This is a genomic window from Bacillus cereus group sp. BfR-BA-01441 (genome assembly GCF_022663075.1).
Taxonomy (GTDB): domain Bacteria; phylum Bacillota; class Bacilli; order Bacillales; family Bacillaceae_G; genus Bacillus_A; species Bacillus_A cereus.
This window is the reverse complement of the sequence record NZ_JAKUEU010000006.1, coordinates 38,315-59,827: the sequence shown is the minus strand read 5'-3', so window position 1 is coordinate 59,827 and position 21,513 is coordinate 38,315. Positions and strand designations below refer to the sequence as shown.

Here is a 21,513-nt window from a genome sequence, read left to right as displayed (position 1 = left end):
AAGTAGATGGGGAAAATTCGCAAACTCGATGACCAACTCTCTAACTTAATTGCGGCAGGGGAAGTAGTAGAGCGCCCTGCTTCAGTCGTAAAAGAACTTGTGGAAAATTCTATCGATGCGAATAGTACATCTATTGAAATCCACTTAGAAGAAGCTGGGTTATCGAAAATTCGTATCATTGATAACGGTGATGGTATTGCAGAAGAAGACTGTATCGTCGCTTTTGAACGCCATGCGACGAGTAAAATTAAAGATGAAAACGATCTGTTTCGCATAAGAACACTCGGTTTCCGCGGTGAGGCATTGCCGAGTATTGCCTCTGTTAGTGAATTAGAATTAATTACTAGCACAGGTGATGCGCCTGGTACACACCTCATAATTAAAGGTGGAGACATTATAAAGCAAGAGAAGACTGCGAGCCGAAAAGGAACAGATATTACAGTACAAAACTTATTCTTTAATACACCAGCGCGTCTTAAATATATGAAAACCATTCATACGGAGCTCGGGAATATTACAGATATCGTGTATCGTATTGCAATGTCACATCCAGAAGTATCGTTAAAACTGTTTCATAATGAAAAGAAATTGCTTCATACATCAGGTAACGGTGATGTAAGACAAGTACTTGCATCGATTTACAGTATTCAAGTTGCGAAGAAGCTTGTTCCAATTGAAGCTGAATCTTTAGACTTTACAATTAAAGGCTATGTAACATTACCAGAAGTAACGAGAGCATCTCGTAATTATATGTCAACGATCGTAAATGGTCGTTACGTTCGAAACTTTGTACTAATGAAAGCAATTCAGCAAGGCTACCATACATTACTGCCAGTTGGCCGGTATCCAATTGGCTTCTTATCGATTGAAATGGATCCAATGCTAGTTGACGTTAACGTACATCCAGCGAAGTTAGAGGTTCGTTTTAGTAAAGAACAAGAATTGCTAAAGCTGATCGAAGAAACATTGCAAGCTGCATTTAAAAAAATACAGCTCATTCCAGATGCAGGCGTAACAACGAAGAAAAAAGAAAAAGACGAAAGTGTGCAAGAACAGTTCCAGTTTGAGCATGCGAAGCCGAAAGAACCATCTATGCCGGACATTGTTTTACCAACTGGCATAGATGCAAAACAAGAAGAACCGCAGGCTGTGAAACAGCCACCACAACTGTGGCAACCGCCGAAACAAGAATGGCAACCACCACAGTCGCTCATAAGAGAAGAACAAAGTTGGCAACCATCCACTAAACCGATAATCGAAGAACCAATTCAAGAAGAGAAATCGTGGGACAGTAATGAAGAGGATTTTGAACTAGAGGAATTAGAAGAAGAAGTTCGGGAAATAAAAGAGATTGAAATGAACGGGAATGACTTACCACCGCTTTATCCAATTGGACAAATGCATGGAACATATATTTTCGCTCAAAATGATAAAGGCTTATATATGATTGACCAGCATGCCGCGCAGGAACGTATTAATTATGAATACTTCCGTGATAAAGTAGGAAGGGTAGCGCAAGAAGTACAAGAGTTACTTGTACCGTACCGTATTGATCTATCTCTTACTGAATTTTTACGTGTCGAAGAACAGTTAGAAGAACTAAAAAAAGTTGGGCTATTTTTAGAACAATTCGGCCATCAATCCTTTATCGTCCGCTCGCATCCAACATGGTTCCCGAAAGGACAAGAAACAGAAATTATCGATGAAATGATGGAGCAAGTTGTCAAACTAAAAAAAGTGGATATTAAAAAGTTACGTGAAGAAGCAGCCATCATGATGAGCTGTAAAGCATCCATTAAAGCGAATCAATATTTAACGAACGATCAAATATTTGCCTTACTGGAAGAATTACGTACAACAACAAACCCATACACATGCCCACACGGAAGACCGATTCTTGTGCATCATTCTACTTATGAGTTGGAGAAGATGTTTAAGAGGGTTATGTAGAGTGAATAAATTATATTTCAAAAGGGAGCAACATTTACTGTTGCTGCCTTTTCATATGTAGATTTAATAGTTAAACGAGAATATGGTGGAGTAATTTTACCGTTTATTTCTTGGTTGTGTTAGCTTAAATTTATCTATGTATAAAAAAGCGCTGTATACAGCACTTTTTAAAATGTGCATGAATTGTATCATTACTAACTAAATAACTATGCATGGTTGAATGTTGCTTCTTATTTAGCTAATTGTTATAAAGATCTATACAATTACTTATTTTTATTATTATTAATTTTTTCAGTGTATAGAACTTGCTCTTTATAGTGCTTCTTAATTGGGAAGTTATGTGTACCTGTGCCGTTCTTGAATTTTTTATCAATGGGGTTCTTTAGAGGAACTGTTGTAGTTTCAGTAAATTCATATGGGTAATTTATTTTAGATTTATCTTCAAACATGAAAATGCCTCCTTTTAGGATCTCCTAAATTCTTTACTATAACATGATATGCATATAGATATTTTTTGGACTAGTTATTTATATAGGTTAATGGAATTTAATTACATAACTACTGAAACATTTTAAAGGAAAACAATTTGAGAAAGAAATGGTATGAATAGCTGTTGGCTCCTATTGTTGTTTTTTTTGTTTGACAGCACAGTTAATTATGTATATAAATTCAATATAGATTGTTTTTATAATATGGTTTATATGGGGTTTTCTTGATAATATAATGTGGAATATTATAGTGTTATTAGGTTATTAGGAACATTTAATGCTGTTTCATAACTGAAAGGTAATTGAAAAAAAACTGAAACTTTTCTCATAAAAATTCAATCTAACTTGAAAAATGAAAGGAAAATGAAATTTTCCAAAAGATATTCTTTGTTAAGATAAAAAGCATACATACAAAAAGTATTGACATATCTTAAAAATGTATTTTCAAGATATAGTGGGGGAAAAGATGAGATTAGAAAAACAATTAATAAAAAAGATGTATTATGAAACATTCCTAATGGAGAATGAAACAAAACCAACTCTTGACGTACTTGGACAAGCTTATGTAAACGAAGAAAAAAATGAGATTTCTGATGGGTCTTATATTCGTTTTGCACAAGGTGAATTTTATTATCGTCATCAAGATTTTGAAGCAGCTATTTTTAAATGGGAGAAGGTTAGTAATGAATTAGCACCATGGGCACAAAAAAATATTGCGGATGCTTATTTCGAACTGAATCAGTTATCATTTGCTGAAAATATTTATACTTCTATTACTACTGATAATAAAATATTGATGACCGAAATTAGACTACAATTACTTTCTCTTTACATTGAGCAAAATAATTTTGACTCAGCTTTCGGTGTTATTAAAGAAGCAGTTTCTTTAAATCCTGATTATCCGAATGTCACAAAAATTGCCCGTTCCTTTTATGAGGAACAGCAAGATTTTGATAGTGCAGTAGAGCTTGCTGTGAATGAGTTAATTCGCATAGAATCGTATCCTTGGTTTGAGGTGTTAAAAGGATATATCGATAAAGGGTTTACTAAACATATTTCACCAGACTATTTTTATGATGCATTAGCTACATTAAATAATGTAGATCAAGTACAATTTACGCAAATGGTTTCATCACTCTGGAACAGTTATAAAAATGAAAAAAATTACTTATTGTGGCTTAACACAATAAATGAATTTTTCTTACATATTGAAATACATTCGTCCGATATATGGAACAAAGTTTCTGCTCTTTACGAAGAAACGTACTTTGCATTAATTCAAGGTCAATATACGCTTAGACAATTAAACGATATCATACCAAATCTGTTAGCAAATTGGTTAAAGGTAGTCAATCCATCTTATGCTGTATTTCCATCTGCAGCTGTATTGGCATGGGATGAGATTTTCCCTTCCAAAATAGATTCAGCAAATATAGAACATGCGGAAAACTTACTGTCACATTCTATTAATCATGTAAATGGCTTAGAGTACAGCTTACACCTTTTTGAATCTATTACACAGTGGGCACAAAAGCAGAATATAGAAATAGGTCACCGATTTAAATGGTTAGTTGACGAGCTCGCAGATTTAAGAACAAATCGTATTTTAGTAACGGGAACTTCAGGGAACGGAAAAACTACATTTATTAACTCTATATTAGGAGAAAATATATTAGAAAAATCAATTTCAAATGTAGTAGTTTTAAAAAATGATGCTCATATAGAAATAAACGCTATAACAGACTCAGCAATTACAACAACGGAAGATGTCTCTGATTACCATAATATGATGTCTCAGCACCATCAAACATATAGAGATAGAGCGTGTGTTGAATTTAAATTACCATGCAGATTTTTAAATGAAAATAAACTTACATTTGTAGTGACACCTGGCTTTAATAGGAATAACGACACTAGAGATGAGATATTCGAATATTTAAATTCTGTAGACGAATTACTGTTCGTATTGAATGCGGATTCACCTTTTACTGATAAAGAACGTGACATTCTATTAAGTATTCAAGAACATACGCCAAATTTACAAATTCATTTCTTATTAAATAAAATCGATAACATTTACAGTGAAGCAGAAGTGAAAAGGGTATTACATGATACGGCAACGAGAATAAACACATATTTCCCGTATGCGAGAATTTTCCCTTATTCCTCGTTATATACAAGTAGTCAACAATTAAATGATTTAACTGAGTTTATTCATTTTAACTTTAATCATAAAAATATCGATGCAGAACGTACTGAAAAGTTATTATTTTTCATTCGAAAAACAATTACATATCTTTTGGATAAACGTGTTGAGAAAGAAAATAATCTGGTGGATGCTATTAATTGGAATGAAGATATGCTAGTGAAACTAAACGGTAGCATTAATAACCTTACTACATTTGAGAGGGAAAAAATTCATTTCATTACACAATCATATCGTTCAATGAAGACTGAAATTACAAATGATCTTACTGAAAATATTCCGAAGATATTAAAGAGCTGTTCTAATTTAATTAGTGAAGAAAGTGATTTCGGGCACATGGATACGGAACTAAATAAAGCAATGAATGAAAGAGTGCATAAATATTTAGAACAAACTGTGTTACCTAATCTGGCTCTTTCTATGCAAAATTGGATTGCAACTTCTAATAATGAGCTTCTTCAAAGTCAAACGTATTTAGAAGAACTTAGTGAAGGGCTTAATTCACTATTTGGAGAAAATAGAATACAGTTAGAATGTGACTTTAAAGTGCTTGATGACTGGCGCAGAGATACTGACAGGATGACGACTAGAATACAAATGGATGAAGTAAATATTTTACGTCGATTTACGCCAGCACAATTTTTACTGAAAAGTGCCGGTAAATTGTTTGGAGTTCTTCCTAAAAATAAATCTATGCTATATAACAAATACAAACAGTATGTAGAAAATGAAGATTATACTGAAGTAACGGCTTCTATTATGAAGAAATTTTTCTTGCAATTTGAGCTGTTTGAAAACACACAAGAGCGAGATATTAATATATTCTTTAGGAATCCATTTAACTCTTTAAAGCAAGCTGTAGAAAACACGCATTTAGAAATACAAGAAAAACAAGAGATATTACATAAGATGAAATCAAATCCTGAAATCTATCATGATTCTATCATGCTCTTTGAATTGAGATTGCGTCAATGTGAAGTAATTTTAAATATAGGTAATGATAATACCTATACGGATGTAGCTTTAGAAATAAGCGTAGAATAAAAGTAAAAGGGAGCAACTGTAATAAGTTGCTCCTTTTTCATATATAGATTATTTTTCTGTTTCTTTAATTTTAGTTTGTACTTCGCCAGTTTTAATTTTATTACTTTCTGAGAAGCGTAATAAATCGCCTTCAATAATTTTGTCAGACATTCGTAATTCATTTTGGGCACGTTTAATGAGGGCTTGAGCTTCTTTTTTTGGTAAATCTACAATTTCACCTGTTATACGGTCGTAGAAAGTGTTGTTTTTGTATGCATACTTATCTGTAACGAAGCTACCATCACGTAAAACAACAAAGCCAGTATATTCATCTGAAAACATATCATGGCCAAAACGAATATCATTCGTAGAATCAACACCTAATAAATTTAGAATAGTAGGTTTCATATCGATTTGTCCAGTAGGCTTTGAAATAGTTTGACCTTCTGTTTGTCCAGGAATATGAATATATAAAGGTGTACGTTGTAAATTTAAAGTATCAAATTCTGTTATTTGATCTTTTTCTAAAAACTGTGCCATTGCACGATTATGTTTTTCGGAAATACCATAATGATCACCGTATAACACAATAATAGAATCATCGTAAAGCCCCTCGGCCTTTAGACGTTCAATAAATTTTTTAATTGATTCGTCTAAGTAACGTGCTGTTACGATGTAACGATCAAATACGCCATTACCAGAGTTGTATGGTTCAATGAATTTTGTATCTTCATCATACGTAAATGGATAATGGTTTGTTAAAGTAAGGAAACGAGCATAGAATGGTTGATTAACAGTTTTTAATATATCTACTGATTGATCAAAGTATTCGATATCTTTTAATCCCCAATTTAAATTTGTTTCTGGTGTAATTTTGTAATCAAGCTCATTATAGTAACGATCATAACCAAGAGCAGAGTACATGATATTACGATTCCAAAATGTTGCGTTATTCGCATGAAATACAGAAGTGAAATAACCTTGCTGACGTAAAATTTCTGGAGTTGCAGTATAATCATTGTTACCGTGTGTAAAGAATACAGCTCCTCGATTTAATGGATACAACGACGTATCGATTAGAAATTCAGAATCAGATGTTTTCCCTTGACCAGTTTGATGGAAAAAGTTATCAAAGTAATAACTTTCATTTATGAATTCATTTAGGAATGGTGTAACTTCTTGCCCGTTCACTGATGCGCCTATTAAGAAGGTCTGCAAGGATTCAAGAGTGACGACAATTACGTTTTTTCCTTTCGCTGCACCAAACATATTAGGGTTTGGCTCGCTTTGATTTGCTTTTACGTAGTTTTCAGTTTCTTGTAATTTACTACTATCAGCAAGTGCTTTTTGTGACCCAGCTTTTACTTGCAGTGTTAAGTCATATACTTGGTGAGTATATAAGCCTAAATTTTTGACAAGCATGACTCGGTCGAATGATCTTGTTAATAATTCAGGGCGATCTTTTTCTGCAAGATGTAGATTCGCAAAGAATACACCAATCGTTAAAAGAAAGTATAACAAGCGCGTAGAATGATTTACACGTTCTGTTTTAAAGACCAATGATTTCTTTTTTAATAAAATAAAGAAGAAAACAATGTCTACGAATGCGAGTATAATTTTGTAGTTTAATATTTCTATAATACTGCCGCCTAATTGGCCGAAGTTTGAGGTTTGTCCAAGTACTGGTAATGTAACGAAATCACTATAAAAATCATAGAACATTACATTTCCAACAAGCACGATTGTTAATAAGAAATTAATACAGAGCGCTATATAATTTCGCTTTTCACCAGTTGCAAATAATGCTAATCCAACAAATGCTAATGATGCGGCTAGAGGGCTAATAAACAAAATGAGCTCTTGCGTTGAAGACTCGATTTTTAAATCAAAACTGAATCGCGTAATAAGATATGTTTTTAACCATACCGCTAAAGCCATTATTATAACAAAACTTATATTTTGCATTTGTAAATTTATTTTGTTCTTCATTTTTACACCTTCTTTATATAATTTATTTAACTAAAGTTATATATTATGTTTTTATAACTATTAGAGTGTAATGAACCATTTAGACTTTGTTTTCTAAAGGGAATAATTTGAAGTATTCATATATATACAATGGGGATTTTTAAAGCGTAGTAGCATAAATATAACTCTTTTTGAGAAACGGGCAGAACAAGTCATAGTTGTAGTGAAATTGACTTATAGACATCCTACCATATTAAACACTATGATGATGTTACAAAATATCGAACAAATAAAAGTGAAAATGGATAGAGACTTTTAAAACTGTTGACATTCAATTTATTAGAATTGAATGTCAATCGTTTTAAATATACAGTTATATTACATATGTATTTTGTAAAATCCCGATTTTTTGTCGGTTAATTATTAGCAGGGAAGGATAGGGGTTTTATTAATATAATTTTACTATATGTAAGTAAAGTGTTTTGAAATTGAAAATATTTGACTGACATTTTAATGATAGAAATTAAATGTCAGATAAGTACTTTCCAACATACAGACCACTTGCAGCTGCTTGAGATAATGAATGCGTAACGCCTGAACAATCTCCAATTAAAAATAGCCCATGTATACTAGTTTCAAAATGATTATTAATTTTTATCGTAGGAGCATAGAACTTTCCATCAATTCCATATAGTAAAGTATGTTGATCAATAGGTTCTTGTATAAATTGTTCTAAACGTAATAAAAATTCTTTGAGCCCTTCAATATATAATTGAGGAATTTCTTGATTCAAATCTCCATAATCCCCCTGTAGTGTAGGCTGTATACGGCTATGTTCCATGATGTTTTCCACCGTAGGTTGTTTCTTTAGTAAGTCCTCTAAGCGCTGTATAACAATCCGATCTCGTCCTTGGTTAATGCCTTTAATAATTGAACTTGCGTATACATTTGCTTCTTTGAGAGTTGGAAAATAGCTAGGAATAAATAAAGTGAAATTTAAATTAGAAGTGCCAGTTCCTTGCTCTCGAAAATTTTGACCGTCAGGCATAACTAAACCTTCTTCGTACTTTCGAATGATGCGTCCTTTTGGATTCATACAGTAAGTAGTTGCTGTGAAATGCTCACCTTGATAAGAAAGTTTTGTTTCAAAAGTATCTTTTAATATAGAACGTAATTGATGTTCTTTCATTTCTACTCTAATTCCTAAATCTACACGTGTTTGCTCCTGAGAAATATTTAGGGAACTGCACATTTCTTTTAACCAATCGGCCCCAGAGCGCCCAGTTGCAAATACTAGTTGCGTAGTTTGAACTGTTCCTTGATTTGTATCTATTGTAAAATGATCTTCCTGTTTCAGAATATGTTGTACATCTATATGAAATTGGATCTTTATTTTCGTCAGTAAAAATTCATAGAGCTGCTGAAAAATGTTACTGGAAAGTGTAGTACCAAGATGTCTTACTTCTGTTGTTAGCATTTGTAAACCACACGCTTCAGCTCTCTTAGTGAGACTTGAATTTTCAGTAGAATATTTTGAAACCGAACTTCCACCAAACTGACATAGAATTTCATCTACTTCAGCCATGAGTTGTATAAAACCCTCTTTACCGACTTTTTTCTCAAGTTCTCCGCCAAATCCGTTTGTATAATTAAATTTCCCTTCAGATTTGCCTAAACCACCAAACCCGAAATATTTATCACATGTAGTACAATTACACACTTTTCCTTCGTCTAAAGGACAATGGCGATCTTCTAGCGCTTTACCTTTATCAAGAATTAAAACTTTTTTGTTACTTTTAGCTAGTGAATAAGCCATAAAAATGCTACTTACTCCAGCGCCGATAATCGTAACATCATACATATTCTTCCACCTGCTAACGAATAGTTTGTTTTTTATTTTTCTAGTGTATAACAATTTTATGAAGTTAAGAAATAGCTTTTATTAATAAAGTGGGAGTTTTTGAACTTGATGCTTTATTAATTTCTACGAGTGGTGGAGTAAATACAAAAATTTTTATTTGAAAGAAGAAACAGTTTAAAAAATAACTATGTCATATGATTAATAACATCTTACATAGAAAAAAACAGACCTTTTAAGTGAAGAGGTCTGTTAATGATTTTAAATCTTATTTAGCAAACACATGATTACCAATTACTGCTACTGTTTGACGTGTCGTAATCCACTTGTCCGTTGATGTTTTTGGATTGTAGAAATAAATCCAGTCTGAATCTACTCCATTTGTGGAGATAGCCTCTTCTACAGCCATTTTTGCTTCTGCACTTGCAGGTTGATTAATTCTTCCATCTGTAACAGGAGTAAATGCATATCCGTATTTAATAGGTTCATAAATAACGCCTGTTATTGTATTTGGAAAACCTTTTGCATTTACACGATTTAGTATAACTTTGGCTACTGCTACTTTTCCTTTATAGGATTCGCCACCTGCTTCAGCGGTAACTAAGCGTGCCATTAAGTCTTTTTCTTTTTGTGAAATACTTGAGTTGATTTTTAAATGTTGTCCTGTATAAAGCTTGTTTCCGACTGTATTGTTCATTTGTTTTATAGATTGGACAGTGACATTGTAACGCTTTGCTATCGTTTCTAATGAATCTCCCGGTTGTACTTGATAAATAATTTGTTCAGAAATGTTCGCAGGCTTGGCATTTTGAGGAACAGTGATTTCATTTGATTTCACGGACCCTGGAATATGTAACTGTTCGCCAATAAAGGTTTTATCGTTTCCTTTATTATTAGCCTGTTTAATGGATTGTATTGAAACTCCGTATTGTTTACTAATGCCCCAAAGTGTATCGTTCTTTTTTACTGTATGAATGGTAGAAGCTTCAGCTGTACTTTGACTACATACGAATGTAATTGCGGCCGCAGATAAAGGAATTATATGTTTTAGTTTTAGTAATTTCATTGTAAATCCTCCTAAGAAAAAATTAAGGTGAAACGATTAAGTAATGTAGTTTGAAATTTGTATATGCGTAATATATTAATGTAAGTATATTAGCACATATAAAATAAATAATCACTATAAGTTTCATATTCGTTTAGTGTAGAGTCAGAATATGAAATATTGCATATGAAAATACATTGAAGTTCATATTTCTGATTACTATAATCTATTTAGTAGAAAGGGAATACGTTATAGAATTAATCATTATAGATTAATATAATGATTAATAATTATTAATAGGAGGATTGATGTAATGAAAATATTTCAAAAAATGTGTGCGTCAACTGTAATCATTACAACACTTTTAGGAACAGGAGGCACTATCAATAGTGTATATGCTGATTCTATAGAACAGCAGAGTAAATTAGGGATAGAACAAGAAACAGATAAGCAAATCATTGTAAAATTTAAAGCGGATTTGGATTTGCCATATGAAGATGGTATTGAAAAACAAATACAATCTCAAACGAATGATAAAGTAATAAAAGATCTTTTGACAGAATATCCAGATGTAACATTTACTCGTTTATTCACATCTGTAAGCCCGGAACAAATACAAAACCTTGAAGTGAAAGCACCTAATCATGTATCTACAAGTCTATTAAACTACTATATTCTTCAAAATCAAAATAGTGGGTATGAAGAAGAAATAGTAGATAAGTTAAAGGCATCTTCTTTAATAGAAGATGCGTATATGAAGAAACAACAGAAAATAATGCCACCTGAAGTGCAATCATCAAGTGTAGCTCTTAATCCTAATAACAATCCTAGATTTAAAAAACAAGGTTATCTTGAAGCAGCCCCATACGGTATTAATGCGCCTTTCGCCTGGGGAATTCAAGGCGGTAATGGAAATGGTATTACTTTTGTTGATATGGAATACGGATGGCTATTAAATCATGAGGATTTATTACATCAAAATATTGAATTAATGTCTGGAAGAAATATAGATCAGCATGTCGGTCATGGGACGTCTGTACTAGGAATTGTATCCTCTGAGGACAATGAAGTCGGGAATATTGGGATTGCGCCAAAAGCGAAAGCAAAGGTTATCTCTCAAATAAGAGATAACGGACAGTATAATACGGCTGATGCAATATTAAGCGCTGTAAATCAGTTAGAAGCTGGGGATGTTTTATTATTAGAGGCGCAAGCATCCTTTGATGGATATGGTGATAAATATTTACCTGTTGAAGTACAACCAGATATTTTTGATGCAATTCGTGCTGGTACAGATAAAGGGATTGTAATTATAGAGGCTGGAGCAAATGGGTGGAATGATTTAGACCAGTTCAAAGATAGAAAAGGTAAGCAAGTCTTAAATCGTAATAGTAAAGATTTTAAAGATTCGGGTGCAATTATGGTAGGCGCTGGCTCTTCATCTTTCCCTCATGAACGTATGTGGTTTTCGAATTATGGAAGCCGTATTGATGTGTACGGATGGGGAGAAAATGTAGATACAACTACAGCTGAACAAAGTAGAAGTGCTGTAAATCTTTATACTTCAAGCTTTAGCGGAACATCTAGTGCTTCGCCAATTATTGCTGGGGCAGCGACTTTAGTACAAAGCATTGCTAAAGAAAATTTAGGACAACCATATAGACCTAGTGAACTAAGAGCAATATTAAGCAACCAGAGCACAGGAACAAAATCTAAAGATCCATATGCAGATAAAATTGGTGTTTTACCAGATTTGAAGTCTATACTAGTAAACTTAGGCTATGAACAAAGAAAACCAAACGGTGGGAATGAATTACAAGTAACAGAAAATGAACCAAATAATGAGCCTAGACAGGCAAATAAAGTTAACTTTCATACACCGGTGAAAGGAACGCTACATAATAGTGATAGAGTAGATGTATTTACTTTCCAAATTGACTCGCCGGAAAATATTAATATTTCTCTACTAAATGAACAAAATATCGGAATGACATGGGTACTTCATCATGAATCAGATTTAAATAACTATGTAGCATATGGTGAAAATGAAGGCAATGTAGTTAAAGGAACTTATAATGCAAAGCCAGGTAAATATTATTTATACGTCTATAAATATGAGAATAAAGATGGTTCATACGTATTGAACATAAAATAAGTAAAAGGAACTTCAGATGAAGTTCCTTTAAATTTTTCTAATTTAGTATATGTGGATGATTTTTTAACTTTACTTCTATGCAATATTTCATATTGATGAAATGTTATTTATTTTTTCTGAACTAGCTTATATTATATTCAATAAGTTTGATATAAAAACAGAAAAAGAGAGGGATAATAATGAGCAATAAGAAGTTAATTTTGAAATTATTCATATGTAGTACAATATTTATCACATTTGTATTTGCTTTACATGATAAGCAAGTAGTTGCAGCTAGCTCTGTTAATGAGCTTGAAAATTGGTCGAAATGGATGCAACCTATACCTGATAATATCCCGTTAGCACGAATTTCAATTCCAGGAACACACGATAGTGGGACGTTCAAGTTGCAAAATCCGATTAAGCAAGTATGGGGAATGACGCAAGAATATGATTTTCGCTATCAAATGGACCATGGAGCTCGCATTTTTGATATAAGAGGACGTTTAACAGATGATAATACGATAGTTCTTCATCATGGGCCATTATATCTTTATGTAACACTGCATGAATTCATAAACGAAGCGAAACAATTTTTAAGAGATAACCCGAGTGAAACGATTATTATGTCTTTAAAAAAAGAGTATGAGGATATGAAAGGGGCAGAAGATTCATTTAGTAGTACGTTTGAAAAAAATTATTTTGTTGATCCTATCTTTTTAAAAACAGAAGGAAATATAAAACTTGGAGATGCTCGTGGGAAAATTGTACTACTAAAAAGATATAGTGGTAGTAATGAATCTGGAGGATATAATAATTTTTATTGGCCAGATAATGAGACGTTTACCACAACTGTAAATCAAAATGTAAATGTAACAGTACAAGATAAATATAAAGTGAGTTATGATGAGAAAGTAAAATCTATTAAAGATACAATGAATGAAACGATGAACAATAGCGAGGATTTAAATCATCTATATATAAATTTTACAAGCTTGTCTTCTGGTGGTACAGCATGGAATAGTCCATATTACTATGCCTCTTATATAAATCCTGAAATTGCAAACCATATAAAACAAAAGAATCCTGCGAGAGTAGGCTGGGTAATTCAAGACTACATAAATGAAAAGTGGTCACCATTATTGTATCAAGAAGTTATAAGAGCGAATAAGTCATTAATAAAAGAATAAAGATGATGAGAGTGAGAAGCGATAAAATATATCGCTTCTTATTTCTTTTCCAATAACCAACAATATAAATTGTACTTTTATAATAGAAAAAAATAAAAACATAAGATATAATCATACATATAAAATTTGTACCTATAAATTTTATATGTATGATTGAATTTGATTTGTTGTAATGAAATGGAGGTATATACTATGAAGTTTCCACATGATTTTTTATTCGGAGCTGCTTCAGCTTCTTATCAAGTAGAAGGTGCATGGAATGAAGATGGAAAAGGTGTTACGAATTGGGACGAGTTTTCAAAAATTCCTGGCAAAACATACAATGGAACAAATGGTGATATAGCTGTTGATCATTATCATCGATATAAGGAAGATGTTCGCTTAATGGCTGAGATGGGATTAGAATCGTATCGTTTTTCTATTTCTTGGGCGAGAATATTGCCGACTGGAGATGGAAAGGTAAATGAAAAAGGGATTGAATTTTATAACAACTTAATTGATGAATGTTTAAAATACGGGATTGTGCCGTTTGTCACTTTATATCATTGGGATTTACCATTACCGTTAGAAAAAGATGGTGGATGGACGAATAAAAGAACAGCAGAGGCTTTCGTAAAATATGCAGAAACTTGTTTTAAGGCATTTGGTGACAGAGTTAAGCATTGGATTACTTTTAATGAGACCGTAATGTTTTGTGGATTAGGTTATTTAAAAGGTGCACATCCACCAGGAATACAAAATGATGTTCCAAAGTATTTTCAAGCGACTCATTATGTATTTTATGCACACGCGAAAACAGTTGCGGTGTACAAGCAGCTGAAACAATATGGTGAGATTGGGATTACACATGTTTTCTTACCAGCTTATAGTGTGGATGATCAAAAAGAAAATATACAAGCAGCAAATCATGCGAATGAATATGAAACGTATTGGTATTATGATCCAATTTTAAAAGGCGAGTATCCGTCTTATGTTGTACAACAATTAAAGGAAAAAGGATGGACTCCTAATTGGACGGTTGAAGAATTAGAAATCATTAAACAAAATGCAGAAGAAAATGATTTTATTGGCTTGAATTATTATCAACCAATACGAGTAGAAAGATACGATATGGATATAAAGAGTGAGGAACATTCTCGAGAAAACTCAACGCTTGCTCCAGGTAACCCTTCTTTTGATGGTTTTTATCGAACAGCTAAAATGGATGATAAAACATATACAAAATGGGGATGGGAAATATCTCCCGAAGGTTTCTTAGAGGGATTGCATATGTTGAAAGCGCGTTACGGTGACATAAAGATGTATGTAACGGAAAATGGACTTGGTGATGAAGATCCAATCATTGACGGAGAAATTGTAGATGTTCCGAGAATTAAATTTATTGAAGCGCATTTAAAAGTAATGAAGCGTGCAATTGAAGAGGGAATTAACTTAAAAGGTTATTATGCATGGTCAGTGATTGATCTTTTAAGTTGGTTAAATGGATATAAAAAGCAATATGGCTTTATTTTTGTCGATCATAATGATAACTTAAAACGTAAGAAGAAACTTTCGTTTCATTGGTATAAACGTGTGATCGAAACGAGAGGGGAAGAGTTATAACAGATAAAAGCGTATTTTAGGAGAAAGTGTATGAGTGCAAAGTATAAACAAATTGCAGATGTGTTAGAGCAAAACATTCGAGATGGGCTTTTTAATGAAACGAAAAAACTACCTACAGAAGAAGCGTTGATGAATCGATTTGAAGTAAGCCGTAATACGATACGTAAAGTAATTAGTCAGCTTGTGAATAGAGGTTATATTTTTCAAGTGCAAGGTAGTGGCATGTTTTTACGCGAAACTTCTGTAACAGATTACATTAATTTAGGAAGTTTACGTGGATTAACGAAAAATCTTGTTTCACAAAATATTGAAACGAAAGTGTTAGAGCTGGAAGTAATAGATGCGGACGAAGAGATAGCAAAGCGGATGCAATGCGAAGCTGGAACTAGGTTGTATTTTTTGAAGCGCTTAAGAATTGTAGATGCTAAACCATTCTCTATTGAAGTAAGTTATTTCAAAAAGGATATTATTCCATATTTGAACGAAGAAATAGCATTAAGCTCTGTATACAGTTATTTCATTGAAGATTTACGATTAAATATTGGTTTTGCTGATAAAGTTATTAGTTGTGAAAAAGTAAATAAAGAAAATGCACAGCTTTTAGAATTAAATGAAGGTGATCCGGCGCTTCTTATTGAAAATACAGTGTATCTTGTAAATGGAACAATTTTTGAGTTATCTCAGTCGATGTTTCATTATGAAAAGGCGAAACTTTTAAATCGAATTAATTTTAAATGAAAAATTATCGTGTGAAAAAAGCAACTGGTCCTAAGTGATCAGTTGCTTTTTATTTTTTAAGTGGATGAGCAAAAAAACATGAAAGTGGTTGGTCCGCTTTTTGCAAACATCTATTATGATAAGAGAAGAAAGGTAGTATGTTATAGACGTTTTAAAGAGGAAGGTTTTTATGTAAGTTCTTTAATTAAAATAGATGGGTCTTAGAGAGGTGAAAAGACAATGAGTTTTGCAATTTCACTAGTCGTTATTATTGTAATTGTATCGCTATTTGGGACTGTACTAGTTGCAAGAAACGTGGAGGAGAATTACGGTAAGTCTACAAAAAGAAATGTGAAAAACTTATCTGCAATCTATATTCTTCTTCTTTTTGTTCTACTGGCCGGGGTAACATGGTACGCGGTAATGATTTAATAGTTTGTAAAAGAACTGAAATGAGAGTATGAAGTTGGAATTTCAGAAGCTATTGAGTAATCAGAAAGAGAACCATTTTGGATATATCCATTTACGGATAAGAAAATGTGACTAATTAATACTATTTTTACGGTGAATACTGTTAGTAAAAAATGAGGATAGTTCGTTTTGAAAGGAGGAAACTAGATGGAATGGAAACCAAATCGTGCAGATAAGACACCTGTATATAAACAAATTGCGGATTATATTGAAAGAGGCATTTCTTCAGGTGAATTTCCTTCTGATAGTAAGTTACCTTCTGAGCGTATGTTAGCAAAGGAATTACAGGTGAACCGGAGTACAATAGTAGCTGCGTATGAAGAATTAAAATCACTTGGAGTAGTAGAACGGCAAAAGGGAAGCGGAACACGGGTCAATACAGACATATGGGGTGTCTCACATAAACGAATACCGAACTGGGGTAGGTACGTGGAGGATGGATCGTTCTTACCTAACGTACCACTCGTTCAACAAATTCGAACGGAAACACAAAAAGATGATTTAATTAATTTAGCAAGCGGTGAACTGTCACCAGAATTAATTCCAAGTGATAGATTTCGAACAATTTTGTCGGAGAAAACATTTATGGAAAACCTCGGTTATGATCATCCACTTGGAAATGAGATGTTGAGAAAAACAATTGCAGCACATGTTCAGCAATATAAACAAATTGAAGCAGATTCAAGCTCTATTCTTATTACGTCAGGAGCACAACAGGCGCTTAATCTTATCGTTCAATGTTTATTAAAACCTGGTGATGCGATCGCGATTGAAGATCCTTCGTATTGTTTTTCGCTTCCAATGTTTAAATCGGCCGGTTTAAACATATTTCATTTACCTGTTGATGAGCATGGAATGAATCCAGATGACTTAATCGATTTGCACAAAAAGCATCGCATTCGTATGGTGTTTTTGAATCCAGATTATCAGAATCCGACGGGGACTGTGCTTTCATTAGCGAGACGTAAAAAAATTTTAGAACTGTCTTCTGAGTTCGGTATACCAATTGTAGAAGATGATCCGTATAGTTTAATCTCTTTTAATGGAGAAGTGAACCCGACATTAAAATCAATGGACCAAAATGGAAATGTTCTTTATATAAGTTCATTATCAAAAATTGTTGCATCAGGATTACGTATTGGATGGATAATTGGTCCTACACGTGTAATTGAGCGTTTAGCAGATGCAAAGCAACAAGTTGATTTTGGCCATAGTGTATTTACGCAGTGGGTAGCAAATCAATTTTTAGAATCAAAGGATTTCCATAAACATATTACGATACTTCGTGGACAATTGAAGCAAAGAAGAGATGTATTAATTGCAGAGCTTGAAGGAACATTGGGAGACCGAGTTGAATGTTTCGTGCCAGAGGGTGGAATACATGTATGGTGTAAAGTGAAAGGAAAGTTTGATGAATATCACTTATTAGGTGAATCTATACAGAATGGTGTCGCATTTGTTCCGGGCAGTGTTTTAGGTTCGAAAAATGAATATATACGATTTACGTTTGGTAGAGCGAATATAGAACAAATTCAACTTGGAATTAAACGGTTTGCCGACACGCTAAATGAGATTTCATAATATGGATGTGTGATAGTGAAATGAGGGAAAGAAATGAAGTACGTGACGCTTTTACTTCAAGTAGGCGTGCTATATGTATTTAGCCTAGTGGGTACGTGGATTCAAGGAGTATTCCATCTATCAATGCCAGGAAGTTTAATAGGGATGTTAATACTGTTCCTGCTCCTTTCCACTCGCGTTTTACCGTTAAAATGGTTTGAGTTAGGTGCGGAAAAGTTAATCGTATTTTTACCGTTATTTTTAATCCCTTCGACAACAGGGCTCATGGAATACGGGTCTTTTCTTTTCAGTAAGGAGAGTATTATATTCCTTTTAGTAGTTGCAAGTACTGTAGTAACTTTGATTGTTTCAGGGTATATAAGTCAATTATTAATAACAACAAAAAAATAAAATCGACAAGGTGCACGATTCAAATGGTCTTAATTATTATTACTGTAGCAATTTATTTCTTGGCGACAAAGCTATATAAAAAATTTACGTTTGCATTTACGTTACCGGTGTTAACAGTTACGGCAATTATGATTTGTTTATTTTTCATTTTTGGTATTTCTCATCATGAGTATAGGGAAAATGGAGGAGACATTCTTTCAAGCTTATTGAGCCCTGCAATTGTAGCATTAGCCATACCTCTATTTAAAGAGCGAAAGATACTTATGAAAAATTTTTTATCGATACTTATTGGAGTAGTGATAGGTATAGTGGCTGTAACGAGTATGAATGTAGTGATTGGCGGAATTTTAAATATAGATAAGGAACTTATATTAACTACTTTACCACAGTTAGCAACGATGCCTATTGCCCTATCATTAGCGGATCAAATTGGTGGTATTCCATCTATGACTTCTAGTTTTGTAGTTGTTGCAGGAATAACAGGCGCTATTATCGGACCAACAGTACTTAAGTTTTTCAGTATAACAAGTACGATTGGAAAAGGAGTTGGAATGGGCTGTGCATCACATATTATCGGTGTGAGCCGTCTCGTGAAGGAAGGCGAGAAAGAGGCGACAATCGGTTCGGTAACGATGATTGTAACTGGAATACTCATTAGTATACTAATACCGTATGGAACGAAATTTATTTTTTAAATGTAATGGAGATGATAACAATGACAACATGGTTTATAGTTACATTATTTGTTTTTGGAGCTATTAAAGTATTAGTTTCTAGCATGCCCACTTCTGTTGTGGAATCAATTATTAGTAAATTTGAATTGCATCAAAAGCTTGAGGCGGAAAATACTTCTATAGCGATAGATGGAAAAAATATAGAGGGAGAAATGAAACTACAAGTTATTCATGAATTTAATGAGGCTTTGTTTTTAGATAAACATTATTTCCCGCCGCACGGAGAAGGGACACCCATAGTCATTGATACGAAGAAAGGGAATAAAGAGATTAGATTTTCGCTATATAGCTATGAAGAACATGTTGATGTCATTAAGCAATATAAGAAGAAAGTCGTTGCCTATCGTTTACGCTCTAAAAGCCTTCAAACATTGGCACCATTAGCAATAACGGAAGAGTATGCTTAAGAAGGGACCTATAATGGTCTCTTTATTTTTTTATCCAATTATATACGTTCCAAATAAAAGAATGAAAAATCATATAACCAAATAAAGAATATGTATGGTTCCAATTCGCGTTATGTACAAATAAACCTAAACTTTCAGCAATCTGTTCAAAAAGGCTAGCACAAATACCGATTGAAATAATAAATAAAATTCTAGAAACGTTAGATAATTTTTTTGAAATGTGTATAAAGATAACTGTTAAAATCGGCAGTACGAACAATGTAAAAGCTATATTAACCGAAAATGTGGATGAGAAGGGCCTAGCCGGAAAGGAATATATTTGTTTATGAACAAAAAAGGCATCTAAGCAAGTTCCAATAATAGAAGAGAGAAAGATTGTAACTACTAATGCTAGAAACTCATTCTTCTTCTCGGAGGAGGACATTTTTCTTTGCGAGAATGGCGAGTTCAATTTTTTCGAGTGTTTTGCAGTAGTCTTCTGTAATTTGTCCATTTATATTTTCCTCCTTATCAACTAAGTAATTTACAACTTGCCAATCGGTAAACCAATCTTCACTGTCAACTTCTTCATGCTTCATATCTCGCCATGCATAGATGAGTGCAGGGCTGTATATGCGATAAGCGCCATTTCGTAACTGGCATTTCTTTATTCGGCGCTTATAAAACTCACGGGAAAAAGATTCATTTACACTTGAAAATAAATGGGGCCAGTAATCTTTCCTTGATCCTGTATGTGGATGGTGTTGAGCCCAGCTTATTATTTGAGATAAAACATGTGTATCTCGAAATAATAATGAGTACAATCTTTTTCCAATTAATATCCGTTCATGTAAGGAAGTGAAATGTTTCATTGTATCACCAAATAGTAATACTTTTTGTTTCTTATCATTTTCGTAGAATGGGAAAAGAATATGATTAAACTGAAAGAAATCAAAGAGTTTAAATCCAATACTATTTAGTACAGTCTTTTTAAATTGTACATTTTGAATCACTCTTTTTTCTAAGTAGTTTTGTTCATTAATAATAGTGGCAATCGCTAAAGTTTTTTTGTTACCTGTTTTCCAAAAATGGTGCCACATCGTTTCCATAAATGTAGAAACATTTAGGTGAGGGAGAAGGTGAAATAACTTTTGTGATCTCTTTACACTTTGTTCGTAAAGTAAAAATTGAGGGTATACATCTTGGAAAATAAGCCAATTCCCTTTTTCTAAAAAAGAAAAAAATATGAATTGATCTTTCTCTGATAAAATTCTCGTATATAAATCCCCCTTTAAATCAGTCATATTCCAACCGCCGTTACGTGATACCATATGTCCAAGCAGTGCCCAATGTATTTCTGGATATTGAATGTAAAATTGGTAGTATGCGCGTGTTCTTGTAACATTATTTTTATTTAGCTGTTCTGTTTGTATTTTTATTTTGTTGATGATGAGTTGCTCTTCTTTCGTTAATTTATACATGGTATCAGAAGGAATAAGTTTGCTTTTTTGTTTCAATTCATTTTTTACATCGAATAGGGAGAGAGGCAGTGCTTTGGAAGGTCCGTTATATGTATGATATGAATTGTTTCGGTCCATTCCGTTACCTCCCTTTTTCATAAATTTAAACATGATTATTGGCTATGAATCATTCTATTTATTTTATTACGAGTATAAGAAATAAATGAGCGGTGTTTTTTTACAAGGAATTTATTTATCATGCAAACAGTATGGAAAATCTTACTGTTGTGAGGTGAAATGAAAAACAGAA

The 21,513-nt window shown here is 33.0% G+C and carries 17 protein-coding genes; 11 read left to right on the top strand and 6 right to left on the bottom strand.

Annotated elements, in window-relative coordinates; translation table 11 throughout:
- Window positions 1-6: 6 nt before the first annotated feature.
- The gene (gene mutL / locus MR107_RS04590; protein WP_242292091.1) at window positions 7-1,950 is read left to right on the top strand and encodes a DNA mismatch repair endonuclease MutL; all 1,944 of its coding nucleotides are present in this window, start codon (window positions 7-9) and stop codon (window positions 1,948-1,950) included.
- A gap of 263 nt (window positions 1,951-2,213) precedes the next feature.
- Here the strand turns inward: mutL and MR107_RS04585 are convergent, their stop codons facing one another.
- Entirely contained in the window at window positions 2,214-2,399 is a 186-nt protein-coding gene (locus MR107_RS04585) for a hypothetical protein (RefSeq protein WP_000461138.1), read from the bottom strand.
- 505 nt (window positions 2,400-2,904) lie between these two features.
- Here MR107_RS04585 and MR107_RS04580 point away from each other — a divergent pair.
- Complete coding sequence (locus MR107_RS04580; RefSeq protein WP_001235308.1) at window positions 2,905-5,688, top strand: dynamin family protein; 2,784 nt, start codon at window positions 2,905-2,907, stop codon at window positions 5,686-5,688.
- A gap of 48 nt (window positions 5,689-5,736) precedes the next feature.
- Here MR107_RS04580 and MR107_RS04575 read toward each other — a convergent pair whose 3' ends face one another.
- The 3 genes from MR107_RS04575 to MR107_RS04565 form a co-directional block, all read right to left on the bottom strand.
- Complete coding sequence (locus MR107_RS04575; RefSeq protein ID WP_242292090.1) at window positions 5,737-7,656, bottom strand: LTA synthase family protein; 1,920 nt, start codon at window positions 7,654-7,656, stop codon at window positions 5,737-5,739.
- A gap of 502 nt (window positions 7,657-8,158) precedes the next feature.
- On the bottom strand, window positions 8,159-9,496 hold the full coding sequence (locus MR107_RS04570; RefSeq protein WP_000272399.1) for an NAD(P)/FAD-dependent oxidoreductase: 1,338 nt from the start codon (window positions 9,494-9,496) through the stop codon (window positions 8,159-8,161).
- 265 nt (window positions 9,497-9,761) lie between these two features.
- Complete coding sequence (locus MR107_RS04565; protein ID WP_000771172.1) at window positions 9,762-10,559, bottom strand: cell wall hydrolase; 798 nt, start codon at window positions 10,557-10,559, stop codon at window positions 9,762-9,764.
- A 292-nt stretch (window positions 10,560-10,851) separates the two neighbouring features.
- Here MR107_RS04565 and MR107_RS04560 point away from each other — a divergent pair, with 292 nt between their 5' ends.
- The 9 genes from MR107_RS04560 to MR107_RS04520 all read left to right on the top strand — a co-directional run bounded on the left by MR107_RS04560 (window position 10,852) and on the right by MR107_RS04520 (window position 19,764).
- The gene (locus MR107_RS04560) at window positions 10,852-12,693 is read left to right on the top strand and encodes a S8 family peptidase (RefSeq protein WP_242292089.1); all 1,842 of its coding nucleotides are present in this window, start codon (window positions 10,852-10,854) and stop codon (window positions 12,691-12,693) included.
- Between the two features lie 179 nt (window positions 12,694-12,872).
- A complete protein-coding gene (gene plcA, locus MR107_RS04555; protein WP_000066288.1) occupies window positions 12,873-13,862 on the top strand; it encodes a phosphatidylinositol diacylglycerol-lyase in 990 nt (329 codons plus the stop codon).
- 192 nt (window positions 13,863-14,054) lie between these two features.
- Complete coding sequence (locus MR107_RS04550) at window positions 14,055-15,464, top strand: glycoside hydrolase family 1 protein (RefSeq protein ID WP_242292088.1); 1,410 nt, start codon at window positions 14,055-14,057, stop codon at window positions 15,462-15,464.
- A gap of 30 nt (window positions 15,465-15,494) precedes the next feature.
- Entirely contained in the window at window positions 15,495-16,202 is a 708-nt protein-coding gene (locus MR107_RS04545; protein WP_001274912.1) for a GntR family transcriptional regulator, read from the top strand.
- Between the two features lie 219 nt (window positions 16,203-16,421).
- The gene (locus tag MR107_RS04540) at window positions 16,422-16,613 is read left to right on the top strand and encodes a hypothetical protein (protein WP_000006458.1); all 192 of its coding nucleotides are present in this window, start codon (window positions 16,422-16,424) and stop codon (window positions 16,611-16,613) included.
- 186 nt (window positions 16,614-16,799) lie between these two features.
- Entirely contained in the window at window positions 16,800-18,233 is a 1,434-nt protein-coding gene (gene pdxR / locus MR107_RS04535; RefSeq protein ID WP_000454965.1) for a MocR-like pyridoxine biosynthesis transcription factor PdxR, read from the top strand.
- Between the two features lie 33 nt (window positions 18,234-18,266).
- Window positions 18,267-18,623, top strand: coding sequence for a CidA/LrgA family holin-like protein (locus tag MR107_RS04530; protein WP_000878488.1), 357 nt, complete (start codon window positions 18,267-18,269; stop codon window positions 18,621-18,623).
- Window positions 18,624-18,646: 23 nt separating this feature from the next.
- Entirely contained in the window at window positions 18,647-19,318 is a 672-nt protein-coding gene (locus MR107_RS04525; protein ID WP_000242939.1) for an LrgB family protein, read from the top strand.
- A 20-nt stretch (window positions 19,319-19,338) separates the two neighbouring features.
- Window positions 19,339-19,764 carry a YfmQ family protein gene (locus MR107_RS04520; protein WP_242292087.1) on the top strand — a complete coding sequence of 142 codons (426 nt, stop codon included), beginning with the start codon at window positions 19,339-19,341 and terminating at the stop codon, window positions 19,762-19,764.
- A gap of 22 nt (window positions 19,765-19,786) precedes the next feature.
- Here the strand turns inward: MR107_RS04520 and MR107_RS04515 are convergent, their stop codons facing one another.
- Together MR107_RS04515 and MR107_RS04510 are read right to left on the bottom strand one after the other, a co-directional pair.
- Window positions 19,787-20,188: a CBO0543 family protein gene (locus tag MR107_RS04515; protein ID WP_033666325.1), complete on the bottom strand. Its 402-nt coding sequence runs from the start codon at window positions 20,186-20,188 to the stop codon at window positions 19,787-19,789.
- Complete coding sequence (locus tag MR107_RS04510) at window positions 20,163-21,341, bottom strand: DUF2515 domain-containing protein (RefSeq protein ID WP_000375773.1); 1,179 nt, start codon at window positions 21,339-21,341, stop codon at window positions 20,163-20,165. The genes MR107_RS04515 and MR107_RS04510 overlap by 26 nt, the downstream gene beginning before the upstream one ends.
- Window positions 21,342-21,513: the final 172 nt, after the last annotated feature.

Coding starts and splice junctions, on each gene's coding strand:
- MR107_RS04570 (WP_000272399.1), bottom strand. CDS start 9,496: ATGTATGATGTTACGATTATCGGCGCTGGAGTAAGTAGCATTTTTATG.
- plcA (WP_000066288.1), top strand. CDS start 12,873: ATGAGCAATAAGAAGTTAATTTTGAAATTATTCATATGTAGTACAATA.
- MR107_RS04540 (WP_000006458.1), top strand. CDS start 16,422: ATGAGTTTTGCAATTTCACTAGTCGTTATTATTGTAATTGTATCGCTA.
- MR107_RS04560 (WP_242292089.1), top strand. CDS start 10,852: ATGAAAATATTTCAAAAAATGTGTGCGTCAACTGTAATCATTACAACA.
- MR107_RS04515 (WP_033666325.1), bottom strand. CDS start 20,188: ATGTCCTCCTCCGAGAAGAAGAATGAGTTTCTAGCATTAGTAGTTACA.
- MR107_RS04525 (WP_000242939.1), top strand. CDS start 18,647: ATGGTCTTAATTATTATTACTGTAGCAATTTATTTCTTGGCGACAAAG.
- pdxR (WP_000454965.1), top strand. CDS start 16,800: ATGGAATGGAAACCAAATCGTGCAGATAAGACACCTGTATATAAACAA.
- MR107_RS04565 (WP_000771172.1), bottom strand. CDS start 10,559: ATGAAATTACTAAAACTAAAACATATAATTCCTTTATCTGCGGCCGCA.
- MR107_RS04585 (WP_000461138.1), bottom strand. CDS start 2,399: ATGTTTGAAGATAAATCTAAAATAAATTACCCATATGAATTTACTGAA.
- MR107_RS04530 (WP_000878488.1), top strand. CDS start 18,267: ATGAAGTACGTGACGCTTTTACTTCAAGTAGGCGTGCTATATGTATTT.
- MR107_RS04575 (WP_242292090.1), bottom strand. CDS start 7,656: ATGAAGAACAAAATAAATTTACAAATGCAAAATATAAGTTTTGTTATA.
- MR107_RS04510 (WP_000375773.1), bottom strand. CDS start 21,341: ATGGACCGAAACAATTCATATCATACATATAACGGACCTTCCAAAGCA.
- MR107_RS04520 (WP_242292087.1), top strand. CDS start 19,339: ATGACAACATGGTTTATAGTTACATTATTTGTTTTTGGAGCTATTAAA.
- mutL (WP_242292091.1), top strand. CDS start 7: ATGGGGAAAATTCGCAAACTCGATGACCAACTCTCTAACTTAATTGCG.
- MR107_RS04580 (WP_001235308.1), top strand. CDS start 2,905: ATGAGATTAGAAAAACAATTAATAAAAAAGATGTATTATGAAACATTC.
- MR107_RS04545 (WP_001274912.1), top strand. CDS start 15,495: ATGAGTGCAAAGTATAAACAAATTGCAGATGTGTTAGAGCAAAACATT.
- MR107_RS04550 (WP_242292088.1), top strand. CDS start 14,055: ATGAAGTTTCCACATGATTTTTTATTCGGAGCTGCTTCAGCTTCTTAT.